At 50.5% G+C, this 25,980-nt stretch carries 20 protein-coding genes; 11 read left to right on the plus strand and 9 right to left on the minus strand.

The annotated features are described in order from the left end of the window. Positions 1–243 precede the first annotated feature (243 nt). Entirely contained in the window at positions 244–897 is a 654-nt protein-coding gene (gene upp / locus B5D63_RS17830) for a uracil phosphoribosyltransferase (RefSeq protein WP_078670116.1), read from the minus strand. 47 nt (positions 898–944) lie between these two features. Then, on the minus strand, positions 945–2,867 hold the full coding sequence (locus B5D63_RS17835) for a vWA domain-containing protein (protein ID WP_078670363.1): 1,923 nt from the start codon (positions 2,865–2,867) through the stop codon (positions 945–947). Positions 2,868–2,976: 109 nt separating this feature from the next. Here B5D63_RS17835 and B5D63_RS17840 point away from each other — a divergent pair, with 109 nt between their 5' ends. Further along, positions 2,977–4,068, plus strand: a complete 1,092-nt coding sequence (locus B5D63_RS17840; RefSeq protein ID WP_078670117.1) for an anhydro-N-acetylmuramic acid kinase — start codon at positions 2,977–2,979, stop codon at positions 4,066–4,068. Between the two features lie 76 nt (positions 4,069–4,144). Here the strand turns inward: B5D63_RS17840 and ade are convergent, their stop codons facing one another. Next, positions 4,145–5,779: an adenine deaminase gene (ade, locus tag B5D63_RS17845; protein WP_078670118.1), complete on the minus strand. Its 1,635-nt coding sequence runs from the start codon at positions 5,777–5,779 to the stop codon at positions 4,145–4,147. Between the two features lie 108 nt (positions 5,780–5,887). Here ade and B5D63_RS17850 point away from each other — a divergent pair, with 108 nt between their 5' ends. Beyond that, a complete protein-coding gene (locus B5D63_RS17850; RefSeq protein ID WP_078670119.1) occupies positions 5,888–6,625 on the plus strand; it encodes a LolA-like protein in 738 nt (245 codons plus the stop codon). A 41-nt stretch (positions 6,626–6,666) separates the two neighbouring features. Here B5D63_RS17850 and B5D63_RS17855 read toward each other — a convergent pair whose 3' ends face one another. Then, entirely contained in the window at positions 6,667–7,671 is a 1,005-nt protein-coding gene (locus tag B5D63_RS17855; RefSeq protein ID WP_078670120.1) for a helix-turn-helix transcriptional regulator, read from the minus strand. A 142-nt stretch (positions 7,672–7,813) separates the two neighbouring features. On the opposite strand from B5D63_RS17855, the gene B5D63_RS17860 reads away from it, so the two are divergent. Continuing rightward, positions 7,814–8,416 carry a hypothetical protein gene (locus B5D63_RS17860; RefSeq protein ID WP_143312957.1) on the plus strand — a complete coding sequence of 201 codons (603 nt, stop codon included), beginning with the start codon at positions 7,814–7,816 and terminating at the stop codon, positions 8,414–8,416. Between the two features lie 723 nt (positions 8,417–9,139). Further along, positions 9,140–9,775 (plus strand): peroxiredoxin, encoded by a 636-nt coding sequence (locus tag B5D63_RS17865; protein WP_078670122.1) that lies wholly within the window; start codon positions 9,140–9,142, stop codon positions 9,773–9,775. A gap of 461 nt (positions 9,776–10,236) precedes the next feature. Here the strand turns inward: B5D63_RS17865 and B5D63_RS17870 are convergent, their stop codons facing one another. From B5D63_RS17870 to rlmN, 3 genes are read right to left on the minus strand one after another with little or no spacing between them, the layout of a single operon-like run. Further along, positions 10,237–10,956 carry an RluA family pseudouridine synthase gene (locus B5D63_RS17870; RefSeq protein ID WP_078670123.1) on the minus strand — a complete coding sequence of 240 codons (720 nt, stop codon included), beginning with the start codon at positions 10,954–10,956 and terminating at the stop codon, positions 10,237–10,239. 3 nt (positions 10,957–10,959) lie between these two features. Beyond that, on the minus strand, positions 10,960–12,546 hold the full coding sequence (locus tag B5D63_RS35460; protein ID WP_235021565.1) for a pseudouridine synthase: 1,587 nt from the start codon (positions 12,544–12,546) through the stop codon (positions 10,960–10,962). Between the two features lie 59 nt (positions 12,547–12,605). Next, positions 12,606–13,649, minus strand: coding sequence for a dual-specificity RNA methyltransferase RlmN (gene rlmN / locus B5D63_RS17880; RefSeq protein ID WP_078670124.1), 1,044 nt, complete (start codon positions 13,647–13,649; stop codon positions 12,606–12,608). 304 nt (positions 13,650–13,953) lie between these two features. Between rlmN and B5D63_RS17885 the strand changes: the two genes are divergently transcribed. Then, on the plus strand, positions 13,954–15,150 hold the full coding sequence (locus B5D63_RS17885; protein WP_078670125.1) for a thiolase family protein: 1,197 nt from the start codon (positions 13,954–13,956) through the stop codon (positions 15,148–15,150). Between the two features lie 99 nt (positions 15,151–15,249). On the opposite strand, the gene B5D63_RS17890 is transcribed toward B5D63_RS17885, so the two are convergent. Continuing rightward, positions 15,250–15,822 carry an RNA polymerase sigma factor gene (locus B5D63_RS17890; RefSeq protein WP_078670126.1) on the minus strand — a complete coding sequence of 191 codons (573 nt, stop codon included), beginning with the start codon at positions 15,820–15,822 and terminating at the stop codon, positions 15,250–15,252. 324 nt (positions 15,823–16,146) lie between these two features. On the opposite strand from B5D63_RS17890, the gene uvrA reads away from it, so the two are divergent. Beyond that, positions 16,147–18,963: an excinuclease ABC subunit UvrA gene (gene uvrA, locus B5D63_RS17895; protein ID WP_078670127.1), complete on the plus strand. Its 2,817-nt coding sequence runs from the start codon at positions 16,147–16,149 to the stop codon at positions 18,961–18,963. Positions 18,964–19,033: 70 nt separating this feature from the next. On the opposite strand, the gene B5D63_RS17900 is transcribed toward uvrA, so the two are convergent. Further along, positions 19,034–19,474 (minus strand): DUF4293 domain-containing protein, encoded by a 441-nt coding sequence (locus B5D63_RS17900; RefSeq protein WP_078670128.1) that lies wholly within the window; start codon positions 19,472–19,474, stop codon positions 19,034–19,036. 146 nt (positions 19,475–19,620) lie between these two features. Between B5D63_RS17900 and B5D63_RS35885 the strand changes: the two genes are divergently transcribed. The 5 genes from B5D63_RS35885 (at position 19,621) to sucD (ending at position 25,807) form a co-directional block, all read left to right on the plus strand. Further along, positions 19,621–21,948, plus strand: coding sequence for an NADP-dependent malic enzyme (locus B5D63_RS35885; protein WP_078670129.1), 2,328 nt, complete (start codon positions 19,621–19,623; stop codon positions 21,946–21,948). 184 nt (positions 21,949–22,132) lie between these two features. Next, positions 22,133–23,164: a hypothetical protein gene (locus B5D63_RS17910; RefSeq protein ID WP_078670130.1), complete on the plus strand. Its 1,032-nt coding sequence runs from the start codon at positions 22,133–22,135 to the stop codon at positions 23,162–23,164. Between the two features lie 62 nt (positions 23,165–23,226). Further along, on the plus strand, positions 23,227–23,970 hold the full coding sequence (locus tag B5D63_RS17915) for an MlaE family ABC transporter permease (protein ID WP_078670131.1): 744 nt from the start codon (positions 23,227–23,229) through the stop codon (positions 23,968–23,970). Positions 23,971–23,972: 2 nt separating this feature from the next. Further along, on the plus strand, positions 23,973–24,797 hold the full coding sequence (locus B5D63_RS17920) for an ABC transporter ATP-binding protein (protein ID WP_078670132.1): 825 nt from the start codon (positions 23,973–23,975) through the stop codon (positions 24,795–24,797). Positions 24,798–24,919: 122 nt separating this feature from the next. Next, positions 24,920–25,807, plus strand: a complete 888-nt coding sequence (sucD, locus tag B5D63_RS17925) for a succinate--CoA ligase subunit alpha (protein WP_078670133.1) — start codon at positions 24,920–24,922, stop codon at positions 25,805–25,807. The last annotated feature ends 173 nt before the right edge of the window (positions 25,808–25,980 follow it).

Here is a 25,980-nt window from a genome sequence, read left to right on the forward strand (position 1 = left end):
GATAAGCTTAAAGCATAGGGTTTATGCAGTAAGGGTGAAGGTACACCAAATATGTTATATTTCAAATTAAATCCATGTGTAAAAATGTTAATACGGCATGAAAATCCTATCGTGCATAATAAATTTACGGATTTAACAATTTAAATAATGGTGTAAAATCGTGTGATATACTGCCATTATTTAAATCGCTAAATCCGTAAGCTGTATGCTGAAAATTCCTTTTTATTAAACGCCGGACCCGGATTATTGTTGTAATTTATTTCCGAAGGCGAGATCTCCTGCATCGCCAAGACCCGGTACAATATAGCCTTTGGCGGTCAGTTCATCATCAATATCTCCTGCCCAGATGGTAATATTGGATTTGGTATTGCGCAGCACGTATTCAATACCCACCGTACAGGCAATGGCGACTACCAGGTGAATATGACTGGGTTTGCCGATTTCCTCCAGGTGCTCAATGGTTTTTACCAGAGAGGAACCTGTAGCCAGCATGGGATCGGAGAGGATCAGCACCTGTCCTTCAATGGAAGGACTGCTCACATATTCCAGGCTGATATCGAAAGAGCCGTCGTGGTTGTGTTTGCGATAAGCGGAGATAAACGCATGATCGGCTTTGTCGAAATAATGCAGCAAACCCTGATGGAGCGCCAGCCCTGCCCGCAGAATGGTGGCGAGTACCGGCTGTGCTTTTAGCACCCGGCAATTGGCAATACCCATAGGGGTGGTCACTTCTTTCTCCACATAATCCAGTGTCTTGCTGATTTCGTAGGCGGCTACTTCGCCCAGCCTTTCCATATTACGCCGGAAGCGCATACGGTCCTGCTGTATCTCCACATTCCGGATCTCGCTTAACCATTCACCTACCAGCGAATTTGTTTCACTTAAATTGATTATCATATATCTGCTTCGCTTTGAAGCGGCAAATTACCGAAAATATATGTAACCTATTCCTGGTCCTTGCCGATCAGCTGTGCTTTTTTCACCAGCTGAATAAACTCCGCCCGGTATCCTTCTTTGTCCTGGCCTTTGGCAGAAGAAGCGAGTTGCAGCACATCATTGTACGTGATAGCGCCCTTAAAGGCGGAATTACGTAATAGCTGTCCGAAAGCCGCGGCTGCAGTGGCCATCCGGAAATCTTCCGGGGCTTCTGTGATCTGCTGCCGGTTGTAGGGCAACACCTGTTCCATCAGCCGGCTCTTGTTTTCCTGGGGCTGTTTGTAACGCAGCTTTACTGTCAGCACTTCCGGCAGATGACCTACAACGGTATGTTGCTGGTATTTCAGCGGATCTACCCAATTAACGCCCTTACCGGCCTTGTCGGTGGTGGAAATGATTTCATACAGCGCCGTCACGGTATGGCCCACGCCCATATCACCGGCGTCTTTTTTATCGTTATTGAAATCTTCATTTGCCAGCAACCGGTTTTCATAGCCTACTAACCGGTACGACTGCACGAAGGCAGGGTTAAATTCCACCTGCAGCTTCACGTCTTTCGCGATGGTAAACAATGTACCGCCGAATTCGGTCACAAAGGTGCGGCGGGCCTCCTCGAAGTTATCAATGTAAGCATAGTTGCCGTTGCCTTTGTCGGCCAGCAGCTCCAGCTTGTTGTCTTTGTAGTTGCCCATACCGAAGCCCAGTACTGACAGGAAAATGCCCTGCTGCCTTTCTTTTTCGATGAGCCGTTGCAGCGCTCCGTCGCTGGAGGCGCCGATGTTGAAATCACCGTCAGTGGCCAGGATGATACGGTTGTTGCTTTTGGCGCTGCGGTTCTCTGCGGCGATCTTGTAGGCCAGCTCTATGCCCTCGCCGCCCGCGGTAGAACCGCCAGCCTGCAGAGATTCCATGGCTTCCAGGATTTTCTTTTTCTCACTGCCGCTGGTAGAAGGCAATACCACACCGGCAGCGCCGGCATACACTACCACAGCCACCTTGTCTTCCGGGCGCAATTGCTGTACCAGCGCGGCAAAAGCACGTTTCACCAGGGGGAGTTTGTTCTCTTCGTCCATAGAGCCGGACACATCAAGCAGGAACACCAGGTTGGAAGGCGGCAGCTCACGGGCATCCACATCTTTCCCTTTAATGGCAATGCGTACCAGCTGGTGGCTGGTGTTCCAGGGGCATACGGCCATATCGGTATAGATGGCCACAGGGTCTTTGCCGGTGGGTGATTTATAATTATAGTCGAAATAATTGATCATCTCCTCCACACGTACCGCATCCTGTGGCGGCTGAACGCCCTGGTTCAGGAAACGGCGCACATTGCTGTAGGAAGCCCTGTCCACATCGATGCTGAAAGTACTCAATGGCTCATCGGTGGCGGCGTGGAAAATGTTTTCGGTGACAGGGCTGTAGTCTTCCGTATTGAAACGGCCTGCCGGCGCACGGCGCTTCCCGTTGCCGTAGTTAACGGCTACACCGGCTACTTTACCCTGCAGTGAGTATGCCATCGGTGACGCTATCGGCGTGGCAGACGGTTCTGATAACGGCTCCGGGGCCTTATGGACATAACCGGTAGTGATCACTTCTTCCAGTACCCTGTCATCTTTGGCGTTAACAGGATGAAGGATGGGCTGCATGTTAATAACAACGGATGAGAGGCCGGCAGTAATTTGTAGGGTAGTGGTCTGGTAATCGGCGGCAATGGCTTCAAGGGTTAAGGGGCCGTTGGGGACGTTCAGGGTAAACCGGCCTTTTTGATCGCTGTGGGTGATGGCTTTACCGCCTTTTTTAAGGCTGATAACAGCGCCGCTGATGGCGGCATGGGTCTTTTTGTCCTGGACACGCCCCGTAATGGTACGCATCTGCGCGGTGGCCTGCATCACCAGCAGACAACCCAGCAACAGCAGGGAGAGGTATTTTTGCATAATATGGATGTTTTCTGCCGGCATGATGCAGGGGATATCACCGATTCCATAAACCGGTTAAAAAAAATTACCGGAAGGGAAACCCTACCTTTGCCAAAATTTTAGTTGAATGGTATACAATGTAATAGGTACCATGTCCGGCAGCTCGTTGGACGGACTGGATATCGTTTTTGCTGAGCTGACGGAAATCAGGGGACAATGGACTTATGTCATCAAGGCTTCGGAAAGCCTGCCTTACGAGCCGGAATGGGTGGAAAGACTGGCGGCGGCCACCACCCTGCCTGCAAGGGAATACCTGCTGCTGCACACGGCCTACGGCCATTATGCCGGCCAGCGTATCCTGTCTTTCATTGAGAAAAATGAACTGGACCATAAAGTACATTTTATAGCTTCCCACGGACATACAACCTTCCACCTGCCAGGTCAGCAAATGACGGCCCAGCTGGGAGACGGCGCAGCCATGGCTGCGGTAACCAAACTGCCGGTGATCACTGACCTGCGGGCGGTAGACGTGGCGCTGGGCGGACAGGGAGCGCCTATTGTGCCCATCGGGGAGAAATATCTGTTGGGCGGTTATCAGTACTGGCTCAATCTCGGCGGTATTGCCAATATATCCGCGCAATTGCCGGATGGTTTCGTGGCATTCGATATTTGTCCGGCCAACCGTGTACTCAATGAACTGGCCCTGCAACTCAACAAACCCTATGACGAAGGCGGCGCACTGGCGGCTGGCGGGGTGACCGATACCGGTTTGCTGGCACAACTGAACGCATTGCCTTACTACCGGCAGTCATGGCCCAAATCACTGGCCAATGACTTCGGTACAGACACCGTGCTTCCCCTGGTCAACGGACTGCGTATATCCGTTCAGGGTAAGCTGCGGACTTATACAGAACATATCGCCGCACAGATCGCGCAGGCAGCCGGCCAACTCAAAGCAGCCATGCCGGAAGGCCCTGCTAAATTGCTGGTCACCGGTGGCGGTGCTTTTAATACTTTCCTGGTAGAAACAATCCGCCAGCAGCTGGCGCCGCTGGGCATTGAAGTGGAAGTGCCCGACGAACTGACCGTAGCGTTTAAGGAAGCGCTGGTCATGGCGTTGATAGGCGCCCTGAGATGGAGGCAGGAAGTGAACGTGCTTTCTTCCGTTACAGGAGCAACGCAGGATTCTATTAACGGTGCGCTATGGATCAGTCAATAAACGACGGACCCTATTATATTAACGGCGGCAGACCTTCGGGACCTGCCGCCGTTTTTTTTGAAGATATAAACTTTCACTACGCTTCTAGCGGTGTAAAGGCAAACTTGTCGCCGTCAAACAGGCCCAGGTCACTGAGCTTCAGGTGCGGGATCACCAACAGTGCCATGAAAGACAAGGTCATATAAGGCGACGCGAGCGTAGCGCCCAGTTGTTTGGCAGCCTGGTCGAAGCGGCTGTACTGTTCAGCAATCGTATAGCCGTCGAGGTTGCTCATAAGTCCGGCAACGGGCAGCGGCAGCACCTGCAGCTCCTGCTGGTCTGCTACGCTGATACCGCCCTGATGTGCAATTACACCGTTGATAGCGGCGCAGATGCTGGCGTCATCGACGCCGGCGGCGATAATATTATGGCTGTCGTGCGCCACGGAAGAGGCGATGGCGCCGCGTTGCAGGCCAAAGCCACGGATAAAGGCGATGGCCGGCGGGGCCTGCCGGTAACGGTTCACGACCACCAGCTTGATAACATCCTGCTGCGTATCGCAGGCAATATGCCCGTCCTGTACCGGCAGCGTGGCCTGCAGGGCGTTGGTGATCAGTTGTCCGTCCATGGCTTCCATTACTTTGACTGTCGCAGCAGTGCCGGTGGAAGCCACCCTGAAGTCAGCAGGAGCTGACGGCTGGCATATAAAGTTGTTTACCGCAGGGGTATCTACCGGTTGGATCAGCGTTTTACCGTTTTCGGCTACTTTAATGCCGTTGATATATGTTGCGAGGACATGAAAATCTTTGAGATTGTCGGCGATGATAAAATCGGCAGGGTCGTTTTCCCGCAGCAGCCCCGTGTCCAACCGGTAATGCAGTACCGGGTTGACGCAGGCGGCACGCAATACTTTAAACAGATCGATGCCGTGGCCGAGCGCCCGTTTTACCAGCTGGTTGATATGTCCTTCCACGAGGTTGTCCGGATGTTTGTCATCACTACAGAACATGATCTTCTCCGGATGGTCGTGCAGCAGGGGGATCAGGGCTTCAAAGTTTTTGGCGGCGCTGCCTTCGCGGATCAGCACATGCATACCGTAGCCGAGTTTTTCTTTTCCTTCTTCCAGGGTGAAACATTCGTGGTCGGTGCTGATGCCAGCCGCGATATATATTTGCGCTGCTTCGCCGCGAAGCCCTGGTGCGTGGCCGTCTACCGGTTTGTTGTATTTTTTGGCGGCTGCTATTTTGGCCATTACGTCCGGGTCCTGGTGTAGTACGCCGGGGAAGTTCATCATTTCCGCGAGGTATTTGATATCGTCGCGTTGCAGCAGCTGATCGATATCGGCGACGTCTACGGTAGCGCCGGCCGTTTCAAATACGGTGGCGGGCACGCAGGAGGGGGCGCCGAAATTGAATTTAAACGGTACTTTTTTGCCGTTGTCCAGCATGAACTGAACACCTTCCACCCCCATCACATTGGCTATTTCGTGAGGATCGCTAACTGTAGACACCGTGCCGTGCACCACTGCAAGGCGGGCGAATTCAGAAGGGATCAGCATCGAGCTTTCTATATGTACATGAGCGTCTGTAAAGCCTGGCAGGATAAAATGCGGGTAGTCGTTGGTGTTACGAACGATCTGCCGGATGTGGCCGTCCGCAATATGCAGCGTGGCCGGGTAAATTTCCCGTTGCAGGATGTCTACAATATTGCCTGAGATCTGATAACTATTCATGCCGTAAAGCTAAGCAATAGCCGGCATTTTCAGCGTTTGCGCTGCAGCAGCTGCAAAAGGGGGTACGTTTTTTGGTGCCCTTGTCCATTCAAAAAAAAGACCGTGTTTATGAGATATGCAACCATTTTTTTACTGGCAGCAGGGATGGTGACAGGCAGCATCGGCCTGCAGGCCCAGACAGTGAACGAGATCCTCGACAAATACACCGCTGCCTTGGGTGGCACAGATAAGCTGAAAGCCATCAAAACACAATATACGGAAGGGGAGATGACGCTGAATTCCCAGCAGGGACTGAAGGTGCCTGTCAGAAAGTGGGTGAAACAGGATGAGGCGATGCGGATGGAGTTCGACATCCGGGACACCAAAAATATACAGGTGGTGCGTAAGGATGCCGGCTGGCAGTATATGCCGGTGACCACCAATCAGAACGTTGAAGAGATAGATCCTGCCGTTCGTAAACTGATGCAGCCGCAGCTGGATGTTACCGGGGAACTGTTTGATATTGCCGGTAAAGGTAAAAAGGTGGAGCTGGCAGGCAAAGAGACGCTGGACGGCGGCGAGGTATATAAACTGAAAGTGACAACTACCGAAGGTTTGAACGGTTTCGCGTACCTGGACGCCAACACTTTTTACCTGGTGAAAGCGACCAACGAAATCGATATTAAGGGGCACAAAGCCGAACTGGTAACACGATTGTCTGATTACCGGAAAACGGTGGATGGTTATGCTTATCCGGCGCAGGTAGAACAAACGACGGCCGACAGTAACGTGAAGATCCGTGTGAACAGGGTAGAGGTGAACCAGCCGATGGCAGATTCCCTGTTTGAGAAGCCGGCCGCTAAATAGAAGTTGTACAGGAGGCCGGGGCATCAGGCCCCGGCGCTGCGTTATTTATACAGTTTCATCATTTCTTTGGCTTCCGTAGCCAGTTTATCCGCCAGGTGCTGCGGCTCCAGTACTTTTACCTGGGCGCCATAACTCAGCAGCAGCATGGTCAGTTCCGGATTGATCACTACCTGGAGGGTGATACGGCATTCCTTACTATTGTCTGCCAGCACCTGCTGGGAGGAATGGATTGGCTGCGACTTGATATATTTCCCCTGCCTGGGAGAGAAGGACAGCACTACTTTTTCCGGCTCGCCATCGTGCACGGTGATACCGATCGCGTGCTGGAAGTAGCTGGCATCATCAAAATTTTTTTCATCAAAATGTTTCATGGTGGGCCACAGGTTCACCACCCTGTCCAGCGCGAAGGTGATGACCGCCCCGCCCCTGGTTTGCTGGCTTTTGCCGATGAGGTAAAAGCGGTGCTGGTATTCCCGCAGGTGATAAGGTTCCACCCAGTGTTCCTTTGGTTCGTTACGATCAAAGCTTTGGTAGGCGATGCGGATCACCTCCAGGTTTTTGATGGCGTCCACAATATCAGGGATGAACTGTGCGCCCTTGTATTGTGTGGTGCGGGTGAATTTGATAAGCCCTTTGTGTTGCAGGGCTTCCCGGTTCATTTTGAGGCTCGCGGCTATTTTGAGGATAGCGTCTTCAAACTGTTGCACAACAGGCAGGCTGCGGAACTGTTCGAGTATGCCGATAGCGATTTCCAGCCCCTGCAGGTCAGCTTCCTCAATAGGGATATTGCTGATGGAGAAGGAATCATCCGCATAACGGTACGTACGGCTGCTACGGTCATATACGATAGGCGCCATATAGTTGAGCTCCGGGTCCTGGCGCATGTCCTGAATATCTTTCTGAATAGTGCGGGTAGAGATCACCGCATCCATTTTGTCCGATACATATTCTATCAGGTTTTCCAGGGTGGGCTTTGGCAGCCTTTTGTTGCGCAAACGCTCGTCTATCCAGCGATAGCGCGAAACTGCGTCCTTGTTTTTTGGCACAAGCGTAAAATTTTGGGTTAAAAATAAGCATTTCCGGGTTTTAGGGGGAGATGATAAAAAAAATTTCACACGTTGTTGTCACTACGCAAATCCCTTGCGTGAGGAGCCGGTAGCTTTGTATTGTTATCAAAAGCTGATAGTTATGAGTAAAGCACATACATCAACAGCAACTATGCAAATGCAGGCCATTTCAGTGGGCCAGATCATTATGGACGATTCCAACTATCTGACATTATGGGGTCATGTGCAGCAGGATGGCGTGTGGTATCCTTGTGATCTTGTAACTACTTATGAAGTAATGAATACAATGTTAAGGTACAGCCATGAAAAAAATGATGCCGTACAAATGACCATTGTGAAGAAGTTGGAAACAATGCACCATATCCCGGAATTGATTGACGTAGAGGTAGAACTGGGAGGTGCGGTGGTTTTTGATAATATGCTCTTTCACATGAGCAGGCCGGAACACCATGAATGGGAAATCTGTGCGGACGACGCCTGCTATTTTATTCAAAAGGTGGTGGCCATGCCGGTGACGCCTCCGGTACCGCCGATGCGTGCAGCGTTTGCGGAGAAAATGGAGGAATGCCTGCAGACACTGCGCAACAAGTATGACCTGTACCTTGGATTTATTGAAATAGACCTGGAAGAGGAAGCTGCCCGCGTGAAAGCCGGCCTGACTGATGATCTTAGTTTCAGTACGGCCTATTATGCCTGGCAGCTACATCTTTCTGATCCATCTTGATTGAAAACCCCGTTTTTTCATCCGGATGTTTGTAAAACCCTTGTCCATTGTCCCTTTAACCCATGAAATATCCTTGTTTGTTAGTTCCATTTTTTACAAATCCCGTTGATTGAATCCTGTTTGTTTGCCCCTGTTTGTTAACCTCAAAACCCTATTTATGCCCTGGCCATTGTAGTTGTGTTTAACCCTGATTCATCCATTGTCCGCGGCCGCCGGGTATTTACGATGACGTTGTCAACGTAAGCCTGTCTGTCAGAACAGACAGTTGCCGGTAGGAAAAGCCTGCTGGTAGCGGCCGCGGTAACCCGGATCATCCGTTGTGGCCCGGATCATCCGTTGTGGCCCTGTCATCCGTTGAACCTGTAAAATCAGATGACCGTGACGGTCTGCCGCCCCAGAGGTCCATCACCCTCCCGGAAGGCAATCACCATGGTTAATCGATGCCGAATGGTTCATCGTTATCCCTGAAACAATCCATTGTGACCCTGAAGAGACAGGCTGCGCATTTCCCCGTTTGTGCAGCCTGTCTACCCAAACTACCTGCCGGTTCCCTATTTTCGCCTTCCTGGTTTTAAACCAGGAGGGTACCCGGTCGGAGATTTTACTTTCCGGAACCACTTTATCCAGTTCCTGAAAAAAAGCGATGAAAAAGTGAAAAAGTTATTTTAAAGTCTATAATTCTTGTAGGAAAATGCTATTTTTGGTCAAGTAAATTGTGAAATTATGAGTTTAAGACTGGGCGATACTGCTCCCAATTTCAAAGCTAAGACCACAATAGGAGAAATAGATTTTTACGAATACCTCGGCGATAGCTGGGGCGTCCTGTTCTCCCATCCCGCTGATTTTACCCCTGTTTGTACAACTGAACTTGGCAAAACAGCCCTTCTGAATGGCGAATTTGCCAAAAGAAACGTTAAAGTATTGGCACTCAGCGTAGATCCGCTGGATAAACATATGAGCTGGATAGGAGATATTAACGAAACGCAACAATGTGACGTAACTTTTCCTATTATTGCAGATGAAGACAAAACGGTAGCCAACCTCTACGGTATGATTCACCCGAATGCTTCAGAAACATTTACCGTAAGATCACTGTTCATCATTGGTCCCGATAAAAAAGTAAAACTGACGATCACCTACCCGGCATCTACCGGCAGGAACTTCAACGAAGTTTTACGCGTTATCGATTCCCTGCAGCTGACGGCTAAATACAGCGTAGCTACACCGGCAGACTGGAAAGACGGGGAAGATGTTATTGTGACGGCAGCAGTGCCTACGGCAGAAATACCGGAACGTTTTCCGAAAGGCCACAAAATTATCAAGCCTTATCTGAGAACAACACCACAGCCGAACAAATAAGAAACGACACAAAAGAAGCCGATCCACCACACAACCAGGTACCGGCTTTCGCTATAAGAGTTTTTAATGGTTGGTTTTTGATTTTTACGAAGCGGGGATTTTTCCCCGTTTTTTTTGCGCCTTACTTTTATATTATTAAATGCTATAATTTGTTTTAGCCGCCTTGTATAATTCCGGAAGTTGATGGATACCATCAATGTTCTCCTGATGAAAGTGCTGCTATGATAAGAGCCGTTGATAGTGAACAATGCCGCTTAGACAGACACAGCGAAGCGTTTTCCGCACCAGGTGTGATCGTTTACCGGTCCAGGCAGTCTGGTATGCATTGGCGCTTATGGCAGAGGCATAAAAAAGCCCGCCGGCATTATGCCAACGGGCCAGTATTAAACCAAAACGAGTTGTGTCCTACTCAGCTGTAATAGCATGTGCTATTACCTGTACGATCAAAACAGTGCCTGCGGTTACCGGTTTTTCCGTAACTGCGTGACCACGGCGTTGATATCTTTTGGCAACGGCGCTTCTACGGTATACGTCTTGCCGGAAGGGTCCTTAAACACCAGCATGGCAGCATGCAGCGCCAACCGGGAGAGTAACGGACGTTCTTCTTCTGTATGTTTCCCCAGCTTGAACTTTTTCTTGATGGACGATAACAACACAGGTTGCGGGCTGCCGTACAGCTCATCCACCGCAATCGGGTGACCGAGATGTTTCATGTGCACCCTGATCTGGTGGGTACGACCAGTATGGATCCGCCATTTCATCAGGCTGTAAAGCCCAAAAGATTCCAACACTTCATAGTCTGTCAGGGAAGCCTTGCCTTTGCGGTTGGTCACCATCTTCCCCTTCTGTACCGGATGCTCCATAATGCCTTCATTGACAGCACCTTTTTCCGGCATAGGAACGCCATGTACCAGGCCAAGGTAGTATTTCTCCACATCACGGCTCTCAAACAGCTGGGAGAAGTATTTGTGGGCTGCTTCGTTGCGGGCAAACAGGATAATACCGCTGGTATCGCGGTCCAGCCGGTGCACGGTGAATATTTCCCCGTAAGCCTTCTTCATGACAGCTATCAGGGAAGTGAGTTCATTGTCGTGGCGGTCCGGCAGCGTCAGCATGCCGGATGGCTTGTTTACAACAACAAAATCAGGTGTTTCCAGTAAAATATGCTCTTCTAATCGCACCGGTTATTTTTTAAAATGTTTCAGCAGGATCACTTCTTTTTCGTTGAGATAACGCCATTGGCCACGATTGAGCGTTTTTTTGGTGAGGCCGGCATACATCACGCGGTCCAGCTTTTCCACATTGTAGGAGAGATGCTCAAAAATACGACGGACGATACGGTTCTTGCCGCTGTGGATCTCAATACCAATCTGCTTTTTGTCTTTCGGGTCCACATACCCTAACGCATCTACGTAGGCTACGCCATCTTCAAGGGTAAGACCGGCAACGATCTGGTCGAAGTCCGTTTTGGTAAGCGGTTTGTCGAGTTCTACCTGGTATATCTTTTTGATGTTGTGTTTAGGATGTGCCAGTGTCTGTGCCAGTTCGCCGTCATTGGTGAGGAGCAGCAACCCGGAGGTGTTGCGGTCCAGGCGGCCCACAGGGTATACCCTTTCTTCGCCGGTGGCGTCCTGGATCAGGTCCATCACGGTTTTGCGGCCTTCGGGATCATCGGTGGTGGTGATGAAACCTTTGGGCTTGTTGAGCAGGATATACAGCAGGTTTTTGGTCAGATTTATTTTTTTATCCGCCAGTGTCACGGTGTCGGCGCTGGTCACTTTGGTAGCTGGTTCTACTACCACGGTACCGTTCACGGTCACTTTGCCTTCTTTGATAAAGTCTACCGCTTTGCGGCGGGAGCACAGACCACAGTGAGCAATGTATTTGTTCAGGGGCATTTCGCCCGGAGCGAAAGCGCTTTCTTTGCTTTCTTTTTTATGGCCGGAAGCCTGCGGGCTGCCGGTGCCGCCGCTTTTGGCTGCCATTCGCCTTTCCTGTTTGTCGGTAAAGCGATCATTGGTGCGGTCAAAGAATTTTTTGCGGTTAAAGCCACTGGGTGTTTCTTTTTTGGAGCCGCCTTTAGCTTCGTTAAAGTCTCCATGGAAAGAGCTTTCATCTTTGCGGGTATAGCTGTCGGTTTTTTTACCGAAAGGTTTTTTGTCGCCGTAAGTACGTTTGCGGAAGACGGGTTTCTCGTCATCACGGTCATCGCCGGAAAAGCCTTTGCGTACAGGTGCTTTACCATCGCCGAAGCTGCGTTTACCGGAGGTCGCTTTGTCGTCTCTGGAGAAACCTTTATCGCCGAAGCTGCGTTTACCAAAGGTTGTTTTGTCGTCTCTGGAGAAACCTTTATCGCCGAAGCTGCGTTTACCGGAGGTTGTTTTGTCGTCTTTGGAGAAACCTTTATCGCCGAAGCTGCGTTTACCGGAGGCCGCTTTGTCGTCTTTGGAGAAACCTTTATCGCCAAAGCTGCGTTTGCGGGGGGTGCTGTCATCTTTGGAGAAATCCTTATCACCAAAGCTGCGTTTGCGGGTAGGTTGTTCTCCGTTGTCGAACGTACGTTTGCGGAAGGTGGCGTTGCCATCATTGCTGTAGGTACGTTTACGTTGAGCGGGAGTATCTCCTGCGTTGTCTTTTGCAGATGCTCTTCCGGGCCTTTCGCCATCAAAGGAGGAGCGGTTGCGGTTGCCTGCTGCCGGTTTGTCTGTGTTGTCCGTTTTTCTTCCTTTAAAAGGAGCCGGGCCCTTCTTAGCAGGTTGTTTCTTCTTCATAAATTATTATTAATTGATGGCCATGCAAGCATGGCCCATAGATGTTTTTATTGTGCTGATTATCCTTTATTGGCCAGTTGTCCGCAGGCGGCGTCGATGTCTTTACCGCGGCTCCGGCGTAATCTGGCATTCACACGGTTTTTAGCGAGATAGTCCATAAAATCCTCCGCTGTTTCGGCGTCAGGTTTCTGGAAGCGGGCGTTGTCGATCGGATTGTATTCGATGATGTTCACCAGGTCAGCAGGCACCTGACGGTAGATTTTTATCAGCTCGTCAGCATCCTGTTTGGAATCGTTGAAGTCCCGGAAAAGGATGTATTCGAAGGATATCTCGTTACCGGTTTCCTTGTAGAAATAATTCAGCGCCGCCATCAGTTCCTTCAGGTTGTTGGAATCGTTGATAGGCATTATTTCGCTGCGTTTCTTGTCGTTGGCGGCGTGTAAGGACAGGGCAAGATTAAAGCGCACCTTGTCATCTCCCAGCTGGCGGATCATTTTAGCTACGCCCGCGGTCGACACGGTCACCCGCTTGGGAGACATGCCCAGGCCGTCAGGAGCGGTGATCCGCTCAATGGACTGCAATACATTTTTATAGTTGAGCAGGGGTTCACCCATGCCCATAAATACGATGTTGGTCAGCTTCTTTCCGTTATGCTCCATGGCTTGCTGGTTGATCAGCGCCACTTCATCATATATCTCGTCAAAATCCAGGTTCCGCTTGCGGTCCATGTAACCGGTGGCGCAGAATTTACAGCTGAGGCTGCAGCCTACCTGGGAAGATACGCAGGCAGTTTGACGGGTATCGGTAGGGATCAGCACGCCTTCCACGAGGTGATTGTCGTGTAAACGGAAGCGGCTTTTGATGGTGCCATCGTTACTGTGCTGGGTGGCATCCACTTTTACGGCAGGCAGTACAAAATTCTCTTCCAGCTTATGACGCAGGTCTTTAGAGAGGTTCGTCATGGCCTCAAAGCTGGTGGCATGGCGCAGCCACAACCATTCATACACCTGTTTCGCACGGAAGGCCTTTTCATCAATAGACCCAAAATATTCTTGTAAGGCTGGCAGACTTAAGTGCCGGATATTTTTTTTGTCAGACTTCATTATTGACCGTTATATGAGCAAATGGCTGCCTTACGGCAGTCGGAAAGCATCTGCAAAGATAGGTAAAATAGCAGTAGGCCCCGCGTTTATCACCTTTTAGCTTGATTATCAAGCTGAAAGAAAATAAATAATCATTAATTATTTGATAGTCAATTTGTTAAACATATTAATTGATGCTTGAAAAATGACTGTGGCGCCGGAAGCGGGGAGGAAGGCCGCCGGGGATTGACCAGAACGGAAAAAGCGGCAGCGGCAAAAAAGAGTTTTATATTGCAGATAAACACCAAAACCAACAACCATCAACATGAAAGTCGCTTATATTGTAGATGCAGTACGTACGCCCATAGGCCGCTATGGTGGCGTATTAAGCACAGTCCGCCCGGACGATATGCTGGCCCGCGTACTGAAAGCGCTGACAGACAGGAACCCTTCCATAGACCCGGCCGCCATTGAAGATGTGATTGCAGGCGCCGCCAACCAGGCCGGAGAAGATAACCGCGACGTAGCCCGTATGGCCGCACTGCTGGCCGGCTTACCGGTAACGGTCGGCGGCAGCACTGTGAACCGCCTTTGTTCTTCCGGCCTGCAGGCCATCATGGACGCCTCCCGTGCTATTATGTGCGGTGACGGCGAGATATACCTGGCCGGCGGCGTAGAAAGCATGACCCGCGCACCCTTCGTCATGAGTAAGGCAGATGGGCCCTTCAGCCGGAAAGCCGAGGTTTTTGATACTACCATCGGCTGGCGCTTTACCAATCCGCAGCTGGCCGCACTGCATCATCCCTATTCCATGGGGGAAACAGCGGAAAACGTAGCTCGCCAATGGCAGATAGGGCGGGAGGAACAAGACCGCTTTGCCCTGCGCAGCCAGCATCAGTACGCAGAAGCCCTCAACGCCGGCCGCTGGAACGATGAAATAGTGCCCATCACCGCCACTGTGGGTAAGGAACAGGTACAGGTGTCCCGCGATGAACATCCCCGGGAAACCACCCTGGAAAAATTGGCTGCCCTCCGCCCGGCATTCGCTAAAGACGGTTCGGTAACAGCAGGTAACTCATCCGGCATCAACGATGGCGCCGCCGCGGTGATGATCGTTTCCGAAAAAGCATTGCAACGGTTCAACCTAAAACCGCTGGCCATGGTACGCGCCATGGCAGTGGCCGGGGTAGACCCGTCCATTATGGGCATAGGCCCTGTGCCTGCCACCCAAAAAGCGCTGCAACGCGCAGGCCTTACCATCGACCAGCTACAGCTGGCCGAATTTAATGAGGCTTTTGCTGTTCAGGTGCTGGCCTGTATGCGCGATCTCGGCGTCAACCCCGATATCGTGAATGTGAACGGTGGCGCCATCGCCGTCGGCCACCCGCTGGGATGCAGCGGCGCCCGCATTGCCACAACCCTGCTGCATGAGATGAAACGCCGCCCGGAAGCACGTTATGGCCTCGCCACCATGTGCGTGGGCGTAGGACAAGGGGCCGCCATGATCTTTGAAAAATGCTGAGGGAAATATTTACAGGAAGGAAAGGACTTGCCTAAAAATAACGAGCGGTCGGACATTACATCCGGCCGCCCGCTGCTGGCAAGCAAAAAAAAGGGTCGTTCATAGACAAATTTGCTTCTCCGTCATCATCTTCCGGAGATTAATAAGGCCATATCTCATACGACCCAAAGCAGTATTGATACTCACTTGCGTGAGATCGGCAATTTCTTTGAAACTCAGTTCTGCATAATGTCGTAGGATAATTACTTCCCGCTGCTCCTCCGGGAGCATGTCCAGCATGATGCGGACGCGGTCGTGGCTCTGACGGGTAATGATCTTGTCTTCCACACAGCTGTCGCTGAAGCCCAGTACGTCGAAGATATCCTTGTCATCGCCGGTTTTTATCATCGGGGTGCGCTTGATCTTTCTAAAGTGGTCTACACACAGGTTGTGTGCAATACGCATCGCCCAGGGTAAAAATTTCCCTTTTTCTGTATAGCGTTCAGCCCTGATCGTGTCGATGATTTTGATGAAAGTATCCTGGAAAATATCTTCCGCCAGAAAAGAATCCTTTACAAGCAACAGGATGGAAGTGTACACCTTGTCTTTATGACGGTGAACCAATTCCTCCAATGCTGAAGTATGGCCTTTCTTGAAAAGGGTAATCAACTGCTCGTCGCACAATTTGTACATTATTTGCATAAACTTCTACAACTAGAACGGGTTAGTAAATAAATACGGATTTTACAGCCTGTTGGTTGTTTAATTGAGTAAAGTTTAAGCGATAATGAGCAGTTTTAAGCGTTAAAGATTTTGTTACAATTCCCAGGTATAGAAAACGTTCTACGCAAATATAAAAGAATACTTCAATAAAACAAATAATAAAAATAGCTTTTTTGCCCTTGGAGAGAAGCTTTTAGCCATTTTGGGGTACTTTGTTCAGGTTAATTTTCTGTGAATGAATTGCCTGACCAATTACTATTCAACTAACATCTTTTCCCGTAAATTTGTTCTGTCATGGCAATGAAAACTAAGAAAAAAGAAACCATCATTGATCCTCAGCCGGTTAACCCGCAGGACAATATCTTCATAAAAGGCGCCAGGGTCCACAATCTTAAGAATGTGAGCGTCTCCATCCCCCGCAACAAAATGGTGGTGGTGACGGGCGTATCCGGTTCGGGAAAATCGTCCCTCACCATGGACACCCTGTACGCAGAAGGACAACGCCGCTACGCGGAAAGCCTCAGTTCCTACGCCCGCCAGTTCCTCATGCGGATGAACAAACCGGACGTGGACTATATCAAAGGCATCTGCCCGGCCATCGCGATCGAACAAAAAGTGATCACCCGCACGCCTCGCTCCACCGTAGGCTCTATGACGGAGATCTACGATTACCTCCGCTTGCTGTTTGGCCGCGTTGGCAAAACCTATTCCCCCGTGTCCGGTCAGCTGGTGAAAAAACATGAAGTCAGCGACGTAACAGACTTTATCAGTAATCTCGAACATGGCAGCAAAGTGCTGCTGATGGTGCCTTTCCGCCGACATGCGAAAAGAGATGTGAAAGAAGAACTGAATATCCTGATGCAGAAAGGCTTCTCCCGTTTATACGCCCCGTCAGCGGGCGGCAACGGCCTGCTGCGCATCGAAGAGCTGATGGAGCAGAAAAAGCCGGCTGTGTCCGCAGATGCATGGGTGCTGATAGACAGGCTGGTGGTCAAAGATTTTGAGGAAGACGACAAACACCGTATAGCCGACAGCGTGCAGACAGCCTTCTACGAAAGCGAAGGCGACTGCTACGTGGAAGTGGACGGTAAAAACATCACCCACTTCGCTAACCGCTTCGAACTGGACGGCATCCAGTTTGAAGAACCGGTGCCTAACCTCTTCTCCTTCAACAACCCGTACGGCGCCTGCCCCACCTGCGAAGGCTTCGGCCAGGTGCTCGGTATCGACGCCGATCTCGTTATCCCCGACAAACGCCTCAGCGTTTTTGAAGGAGCCATCGCTCCCTGGAGAGGCGAGAAAATGGGCGAATACAAAGAGGCGCTCATTAAAGTGGCCCGTAAATTCGGATTCCCGGTACACAAACCTATCGCAGACCTGACAGATGAACAGGTACAGCTGCTGTGGACGGGCAATGAACACTTCTACGGCCTGAACGAATTCTTCAAAATGGTAGAGCAGAACCTCTACAAAGTACAATACCGCGTACTGCAGGCACGCTACCGCGGACGTACCGTATGCCATGAGTGCGGCGGCGGCCGTTTGCGGAAAGAAGCGCTTTACATCCGCGTAGGCGACAGCAATATCGCCCGCCTGGTGGACATGCCGGTATCAGACCTGAAAAACTGGTTCGATAACCTGCAGCTCAACGAATATGACCAGCAGGTAGCCAAACGTATCCTGTTTGAAATCAATCACCGGCTGAAAACATTGCTGGACGTAGGGTTAGGATACCTGACGCTCAACAGGGTGGCTAATACCCTCAGCGGTGGCGAAAGTCAGCGTATACAGCTTACCCGTACACTGGGCAGTAACCTCACCAACTCCATGTACATCCTCGATGAACCGAGTATCGGTCTCCATGCCCGCGATACCCACCGGCTGATCCACGTGCTGAAAGAACTGCGCGACCTGGGCAACACCGTGGTGATCGTGGAACACGACGAGCAAATGATGGAGGAAGCCGATTATATCATCGACATGGGCCCCCTGGCCAGTCACCTCGGCGGTGAAGTCATCTTCGCAGGTACCTACCCGGAAATACTGACCGACGGTAAAAGCCTTACCGGCAAATACCTGAGCGGCAACTACCGGATAGACCCACCGCAAAAACTGCGTAAATGGAAAAAAGCCATCACCCTCGAAGGCTGCCGGCAACATAACCTGAAAGATATCTCCGTCGATTTTCCGCTGGAAGTACTGACCGTGGTAACAGGCGTGAGCGGCTCCGGTAAAACCACGCTGGTAAAACAGATCCTGTATCCGGCGCTCATGAAGCTGAAAGGAGAATTTGCGGAAAGGGTAGGTTATCACAAAGCCCTGAAAGGCGCGGTGGACGATATCACCCAGATAGAAATGGTAGACCAGAACCCGATCGGTAAATCATCCCGCTCCAACCCGGTCACCTATATCAAAGCGTACGACGAAATCCGGGACCTCTTTGCCCGGCAGCCACTCAGCAAAATGCGTGGTTTCCAGCCCAAACATTTCTCTTTCAACGTGGACGGCGGTCGCTGTGACGCCTGCAAAGGTGAAGGCGAAGTGATTGTGGAAATGCAGTTCCTCGCAGATGTACACCTGTTGTGCGAAAGCTGCGGCGGTAAAAGGTTCAAGGATGAAGTGCTGGAAGTGGCCTATAAAGGGAAAAATATTTACGAAGTGCTGGAACTGAGCGTAGATGAAGCTTTGGAGTTCTTTAAAGACGAGAAAGATGTCTGCAATAAAATCCGCCCGCTGAGCGATGTGGGTTTAGGCTACGTGAAACTCGGACAAAGCAGCGATACCCTGAGCGGAGGCGAAGCGCAGCGCGTAAAGCTGGCTTCTTTCCTCGGTAAAGGCAAGGCGCAGGGCAAAATCCTGTTCATCTTCGACGAACCCACTACAGGTCTGCACTTCCATGATATCAAAAAACTGCTGAACTCTTTTAATGCGCTGATCGATCAGGGACATACGGTACTGGTGATAGAACACAACCTGGATGTGGTCCGCAGCGCCGACTGGGTGATTGATCTGGGGCCGGAAGGCGGCGCCGGCGGCGGAAATCTGCTGTATACCGGCGTACCCGAAGGACTGAAGAAAGTGAAGGAAAGTTATACAGGGAAGTTTCTCTGAAAAATACCAAACAGAAAGAGGGCTGGTCATCGATGATCAGCCCTCTTTTTATGAATTGCGTTGATGGTCGTTATCTGAGCCTGTCCAGCGACTTTATCAGTTTCTCATCTTTATAAATGCCTCTGGCAGCCATAAAGAGGAGTACGATCAGCAGGACCGGCAGGAAAGAGGCAACCTGGTATGATGCCGAAGTAATGGTGATACCGCCGGCAGCCAGTTTATTGGCCGTTTGCTGTACCACATAATACTGGTAGCCCAGTGCGGCAAACACAAACAGGATGTTGAAGATCGTCAGGCGGAACTGCAGCTTGCGTTTTTTGAACAGGAAAATACACACTACAGCCAGCAGGATGATGATCACGTACAGCACGAATAACAGATAGTTGCTGGAAGCGTTCACAGCAGTAACTGTTCCATTGCTCAGTTTGGCTTTCCACAGATCAAAAGACAGTGTGGCGGCTCCCGCTCCGGCAGCCAACAGCAGGTAAAGACTCTGAATACGTTGTATCATGATATTTGCGAATGTTTAACGGCGTAAAAGTAAGCAAATTTAGTGGTTGAAAAGCGCAATATCTGATAGCAGACTGCGGATTTTGATCGTCCGTATAGTGTAATACTTCGTATATTGCACGCCCAATAACAATCTTTTATACTTATATGGCAAGAAAACTGAACAAGCAGGATGCGTTGGACTATCATGCAAAGGGACGGCCGGGCAAGATCGAAGTAATACCTACGAAAGATACTAAAACACAATGGGACCTCTCCCTGGCCTATTCTCCGGGTGTTGCCGAACCTTGCAAGGAGATTCACAGAGATGTAGAAAATGTTTATAAATATACCGCCAAAGGTAATCTGGTAGGGGTTATCAGCAATGGTACCGCCGTGCTGGGCCTGGGCGACATCGGACCTGAAGCCGGTAAACCTGTGATGGAAGGAAAGGCGGTGCTGTTCAAGATATTTGCCGATATCGATGTATTTGATATTGAACTGAATACTAAAGATCCCGATAGTTTTGTGGCAGCAGTAAAAGCGCTGGAACCTACTTTCGGCGGTATCAATCTCGAAGATATCAAAAGCCCTGAGTGCTTTGAGATCGAAGACAGGCTGCGCAAGGAATTGAAAATACCAGTGATGCACGACGACCAGCACGGTACCGCTATCATTTCCGCGGCCGCACTGCTCAATGCGCTGGACCTGGTGAAGAAAAAAATTGACAAAATAAAAATAGTGGTGAATGGCGCAGGAGCCGCTGCCATGGCCTGTGTAAGGCTGTATGCGGCACTGGGCGCCAAACCGGAAAACTTCATCCTGTTCGATAAGGACGGCGTGCTGAACAAGTCCCGCACAGACCTTACCGAAAGACACATGCAGTTTGCTACCACTTCCAAAGTAAGCACGCTCACAGAAGCAATGAAAGGCGCTGATGTGTTCCTCGGTCTCTCCGTAGGCAACGTGGTAACGCCTGAAATGGTGAAGAGCATGGCTAAAAACCCGATCGTGTTCGCCATGGCCAACCCCGATCCGGAAATTGCCTACGATACCGCTATCGCCTCCAGGCCGGATATCATTATGGCCACCGGCCGCTCCGATTACCCTAACCAGGTAAACAACGTCCTCGGATTCCCTTACATCTTCCGCGGTGCGCTGGACGTGAGAGCCACCCAGATCAACGAAGCCATGAAACTGGCTGCCGTACGGGCGCTCGCCGAACTGGCCAAATCCCCCGTGCCGGATATCGTGAACCTGGCCTACAATGAAAGAAACATCGTTTTCGGACCTAAATATATTATTCCCAAACCGCTGGACCCCCGCCTGTTAAGCACCGTAGCGCCCGCAGTAGCGAAAGCCGCGATGGAAAGCGGTGTAGCGCACAATGCGATCACCGATTGGGAGGCTTACAAACAGGAGCTCAACAACCGCCTGGGCCTGGATAACCAGCTGTTCAGGGTGATTGGCACCAAAGCCCGCCGCGACCCGCGCAAGGTCGTATTCGCGGAAGCCGACAACGTGAAAATCCTGAAAGCCGCTCAGGTGGTGAACGACGAAAATATCGCGTTCCCTATCCTGTTAGGCAACGAAGCCCGCATCCGCCAGATCATGCTCGAAAACTCCATCGAGATCGACGACGTGGTGATCATCGACCCGAAAAGCGATGAAATGCAGGCAAAACGTCACCAATTTGGTGATCTCTTCTTCGAAAAACGTAAACGCAAAGGCTTTAACCTGTATGAAGCCCGCAAAATCATGCGCGAACGCAACTATTTCGGCTGCATGATGGTGGAAACAGGAGAAGCGGATGCCCTGATTTCCGGCCTTACCCGCAAGTATCCCGACACCATCCGTCCGGCCCTGCAGGTGATTGGTATGGAAGACGGTGTGAAACGTGTGGCAGGTATGTACATCATCAATACCAAACGCGGACCGCTGTTTCTCGCCGATACCACGGTAAACTTCAATCCTACTGCGGAAGAGCTGGCAGACATTACCCTGATGGTGGCGAAAGAAGTGAGACACTTCAACATTACGCCCCGTATCGCGATGCTGTCCTACTCCAACTTCGGCTCCAGCCAAACGCCGGAAGCCCAGCTGGTTGCCAAAGCACGGGAAATCGTGAAACAACGTGACCCCCGGCTGGTAGTAGATGGCGAAATCCAGGCGGCCATGGCCTTCAACAAGGAGATCCTGAAAGACAACTATCCGTTCACCGAACTGATGAACGAGGAAGTGAACACCCTCATCTTCCCGAACCTCACCGCCGGTAACGTAGCTTATAACCTGCTGCAGGAAGTAGCCGGCTTCGATGCCATCGGCCCGGTATTGCTGGGTATGAAAAAACCGGTGCACATCCTGCAGCTGGGCAGCACTGTAAGGCAGATCGTGAACATGGTGAACATCGCTGTGGTGGACGCCCAGGAGAAATGCCGCAAAGTGGCGGAGTGTAAAGAGGAAAAAGCCAGAGCGGACAAGAAAAAGAAAAAATAGTCACGCAAAGGCGCAAAGCAGCAAAGAACGCAAAGATTTAAATATAAGCGAGCTAAGAAAATAAAGGAGCGAAGATCAGCAATAGCTGGTTTTCGCTCCTTTATTTTCTTATTAATCTTAAAAAATCCTTTGTGTTCTTTGCTGCTTTGCGCCTTTGCGTGCCCCGTTTGATTAAATTTGTCTTATGCAGACAATCTCCAAAAAGAAGATATTTTTTCCGATCAACGAGGCTTTCCGTAACTACCTTAAATTGTATGAACGGGAGGTGAAGTTGCCCCTGACTTACCAGGAACTGCGCTATTATGAGCACTCCATTTCCGTATACGACAAGGACGGTAAAGATACGCTCTGGGAAACCGTGTTCTATCCGCAGAGCACCATGAGCGCCATTCATGCCGGTTTGAAACGGATTTACTCCATCCTGAAAGCCGGCGGTGACCAGACAGCGGAAGAACACCTGCATATAGAACGGATCGACTACTGCACTTTTGGGAACTCCCATCCTTTCCGTATCAAAATCGTCAATAATTACAATGAGGTATACGACTATTTCTACATCAAGGTGGCCGACGCGTCCCGTATCTACGGGCTCGAACTGGAACACATCCTGTCGCCCTACTGGATGAACTTCCTGATCGATGGTAACACCCTGGTGGAAGAACACATTGCCGGCGTGCCCGGAGATCAGTTTATCCTGCATTATCTTGACAGGATGGACTTTAACCCCAAACGTATCGCCAAAGAATTCGTTAAGTTCAACGAACGCTGTTTTGTGCGGCTGCTGGGCGATATGCGCTCCTATAACTTCATCATCGATATCACCCCGGATTTTGATGATGTGCAGTTCCGTATCCGCGCCATCGACTTTGACCAGCAGTTTTACGAAGGCCGCCGCACCCTGTATATGCCGCAGTTCTTTAAGGAGAACCGCGTGTTTGTGGAACTGGCCATGAAACACCTCAACGCTGAAGTGGTGAAGCAGTATCAGCAAGAGGAGCGGGCGCTGATAGCGCGCCGTCTAAAGGTACAGCGGCACCGTATCAAAGACCTGCGGGACGTGATTATGACCGACAAGGTATCTTTCCCGGAGAAAGTACAGCAGCTGGGAGATGAGTTGGCAGAGTACTATCACGATGCCGTTTTTTCACGTTGTAAAACCATGGGCGAAATTATCGAGCGCAGTTTGAAACGCTTGCTGGTAAGCAGTTTGCGTTAACCGCACCATAAAATCTTAAATTCGGGTCGGATTGGCAAAATCCTTCATATCTTTGACCAGCTATGGAATTCAGATTCTTTTATCACTTTGGAAATTTTCTGCTGATGCTGAAGGGCATGTTTTCCCGTCCGGAAAACATGAAGATGTACTGGAAGCAATTTATGCAGCAGTGCGTAGATATTGGCGTAGGATCGTTAGGGATAGTCTTTATTATTTCCCTGTTCATGGGAGGGGTTACCACCCTGCAAACCGCCTACCAGCTGGTGAGCCCTATCATTCCCAAGAGCACCATCGCGCAGGTGGTGCGGGACACCATCATCCTGGAATTTGCGCCTACCCTTACCAGCATCGTACTGGCCGGGGTGATCGGCTCTAAAATAGCCTCTGAGCTGGGCAATATGCGTATCTCCGAACAGATAGACGCGCTGGAAATTATGGGTATCAATACCAAGGGGTACCTGATACTGCCCAAGATCCTGGCGGCCACCCTGATGATCCCGTTGCTGGTAGCCATTGCGGGTTTCCTCGGTATCTGGGGCGGCAAAGAAGCGGGCGTGCTGTCCGGCGTGCTCTCCAGTGAACAGTTCATGATGGGGCTGCGGCAGGAGTTTAAGGCGTACAACGTATTTTTTGCCATGGCCAAATCCTATACGTTCGGGTTTATCATCGCCAGCGTGTCGGCCTATTACGGCTATAACGTACAGGGCGGCGCCCTCGAGATCGGTAAAGCCAGTACGACTGCGGTGGTAGTAAGCTGCGTACTGATATTATTTATGGACTACGCGTTAACGGCTATATTACTGTAACCATGATTGAACTGAAAGATATTACCAAAGGCTTTGGAGATAAGGAGATACTGAAAGGCGTTTCGGCCACTATGGAGTCCGGTAAGGTAAACCTGATCATCGGCGCCAGCGGTAGCGGTAAAACCGTGATGATGAAATGTATCGTGGGCCTGATGAAGGTAGACTCCGGGTCCATACTTTATGATAACCAGGATTTTACAGCCATGGACCACCGGGCTAAAAAGGAAATCCGCCAGCAGATCGGCATGCTGTTCCAAGGGTCTGCCCTGTTCGATAGTATGACTGTAGAACAAAATGTGATGTTCCCGCTGGAAATGTTCAGCAAAGACTCCTTAAAAGAGCGGAAAAAGCGGGTGGACGAATGCCTGGAGAGAGTGCAGCTGAAAGATGCCGCCAAAAAATTCCCCGCCGAAATCTCCGGTGGTATGAAAAAAAGAGTAGGGATTGCCCGTGCTATCGTACTGAATCCCAAATACCTGTTCTGTGACGAACCCAACTCCGGCCTGGACCCTCAGACTTCCCTGCTGATAGACCAACTGATCAAAGAACTGACCCAGGAATATAATATTACCACGGTCATCAATACCCACGATATGAACACCGTAATGGAAAGCGGCGACCATATCGTATATATGTATCAGGGACAGAAGCAGTGGGAAGGCAGCAATAAAGAGATTGTCTTCAGTAAAGACCAGCAACTCAACGACTTCATTTTCGCTTCCGAGTTCCTCCGGGATGCCAAAGAAATGCGCCAGCTGGACATGTTCAAGGACAGCAAATGGAAAGATCAGCTGGAAGAACAGCTGAAGCGCGACGGCAAAAAGTAATTTCCCTGCGAATTGGTAGCTTTATCTTAAAGGCCATAAATTGCAGAATTATGGAAATCGGCTTATTTTTGCCGCACCTATAGAAGAAACATATAAAATAATAAACCAATAAAACAAGCGCGATGAGTGTTTTAGTTAATAAGGATAGCAAAGTGATCGTGCAGGGATTTACCGGTACTGAAGGTACTTTCCATGCTACACAGATGATCGAATACGGTACCCAGGTTGTAGGCGGTGTTACCCCCGGTAAAGGCGGTACTTCCCACCTGGAACGCCCGGTGTTCAACACCGTGGCCGATGCGGTAAAAGCTACCGGCGCCAATGTATCTATCATTTTTGTACCGCCGGCATTTGCCGCAGACGCGATCATGGAAGCTGCCGAAGCTGGTATTGCCCTGGTAGTATGTATTACGGAAGGTATCCCTGTTCAGGACATGATCAAGGCGAAAAACTTCCTGCAAGGTTCCAATACCCGCCTCATCGGACCTAACTGCCCCGGTGTTATCACCGCTGAAGAAGCGAAAGTGGGTATCATGCCCGGCTTCATCTTCAAAAAAGGTAAAATCGGTATCGTATCCAAATCCGGTACCCTGACCTACGAAGCTGCTGATCAGGTAGTTAAAGCTGGCCTGGGTGTTTCTACCGCTATCGGTATCGGTGGCGACCCGATCATCGGTACCCCCACCAAAGAAGCCGTGGAACTGCTGATGAACGACCCTGAAACAGAAGGTATCATCATGATCGGCGAAATCGGCGGTAGCATGGAAGCTGACGCTGCCCGCTGGATCAAAGAATACGGCACCAAACCAGTAGTAGGCTTCATCGCCGGCCAGACAGCGCCTCCGGGCCGCCGTATGGGCCACGCCGGTGCTATCATCGGTGGTGCGGAAGATACTGCTGCCGCTAAAATGAAAATCATGGCGGAATGCGGCGTTACCGTAGTGGAAAGCCCTGCCAACATCGGTAAAACGATGGCTGAAGTGCTGAGCAAAAAGGCTGCACTGGCTTAATCAGTTTACCCACATATTTGAAAGGTGAAAAGTGAAGCGGGTCTCCCAGCACTTTTCACCTTTTTTTTGACCCCCTTATGGAAACCCGTATAATTCCTGCATCCTGTACAAAAAGAACTAACTTACCCGTAAATAGCGATATATATGCGTTTATGCCTCTCATTATTCATTGT

It is taken from the genome of Chitinophaga eiseniae, from assembly GCF_900167135.1.
Classification (GTDB): Bacteria; Bacteroidota; Bacteroidia; order Chitinophagales; family Chitinophagaceae; genus Chitinophaga; species Chitinophaga eiseniae.

Excerpts from the sequence above, each read along its gene's own strand:
- B5D63_RS17865 (WP_078670122.1), top strand. The coding sequence starts at position 9,140 with ATGAGTTTAAGACTGGGCGATACTGCTCCCAATTTCAAAGCTAAGACC.
- B5D63_RS17915 (WP_078670131.1), top strand. The coding sequence starts at position 23,227 with ATGGAATTCAGATTCTTTTATCACTTTGGAAATTTTCTGCTGATGCTG.
- B5D63_RS17910 (WP_078670130.1), top strand. The coding sequence starts at position 22,133 with ATGCAGACAATCTCCAAAAAGAAGATATTTTTTCCGATCAACGAGGCT.
- B5D63_RS17920 (WP_078670132.1), top strand. The coding sequence starts at position 23,973 with ATGATTGAACTGAAAGATATTACCAAAGGCTTTGGAGATAAGGAGATA.
- B5D63_RS35460 (WP_235021565.1), bottom strand. The coding sequence starts at position 12,546 with ATGAAGAAGAAACAACCTGCTAAGAAGGGCCCGGCTCCTTTTAAAGGA.
- uvrA (WP_078670127.1), top strand. The coding sequence starts at position 16,147 with ATGGCAATGAAAACTAAGAAAAAAGAAACCATCATTGATCCTCAGCCG.
- B5D63_RS17885 (WP_078670125.1), top strand. The coding sequence starts at position 13,954 with ATGAAAGTCGCTTATATTGTAGATGCAGTACGTACGCCCATAGGCCGC.
- B5D63_RS17835 (WP_078670363.1), bottom strand. The coding sequence starts at position 2,867 with ATGCAAAAATACCTCTCCCTGCTGTTGCTGGGTTGTCTGCTGGTGATG.
- sucD (WP_078670133.1), top strand. The coding sequence starts at position 24,920 with ATGAGTGTTTTAGTTAATAAGGATAGCAAAGTGATCGTGCAGGGATTT.
- B5D63_RS35885 (WP_078670129.1), top strand. The coding sequence starts at position 19,621 with ATGGCAAGAAAACTGAACAAGCAGGATGCGTTGGACTATCATGCAAAG.
- B5D63_RS17840 (WP_078670117.1), top strand. The coding sequence starts at position 2,977 with ATGGTATACAATGTAATAGGTACCATGTCCGGCAGCTCGTTGGACGGA.
- B5D63_RS17900 (WP_078670128.1), bottom strand. The coding sequence starts at position 19,474 with ATGATACAACGTATTCAGAGTCTTTACCTGCTGTTGGCTGCCGGAGCG.
- B5D63_RS17890 (WP_078670126.1), bottom strand. The coding sequence starts at position 15,822 with ATGTACAAATTGTGCGACGAGCAGTTGATTACCCTTTTCAAGAAAGGC.
- rlmN (WP_078670124.1), bottom strand. The coding sequence starts at position 13,649 with ATGAAGTCTGACAAAAAAAATATCCGGCACTTAAGTCTGCCAGCCTTA.
- B5D63_RS17860 (WP_143312957.1), top strand. The coding sequence starts at position 7,814 with ATGAGTAAAGCACATACATCAACAGCAACTATGCAAATGCAGGCCATT.
- ade (WP_078670118.1), bottom strand. The coding sequence starts at position 5,779 with ATGAATAGTTATCAGATCTCAGGCAATATTGTAGACATCCTGCAACGG.
- upp (WP_078670116.1), bottom strand. The coding sequence starts at position 897 with ATGATAATCAATTTAAGTGAAACAAATTCGCTGGTAGGTGAATGGTTA.
- B5D63_RS17850 (WP_078670119.1), top strand. The coding sequence starts at position 5,888 with ATGAGATATGCAACCATTTTTTTACTGGCAGCAGGGATGGTGACAGGC.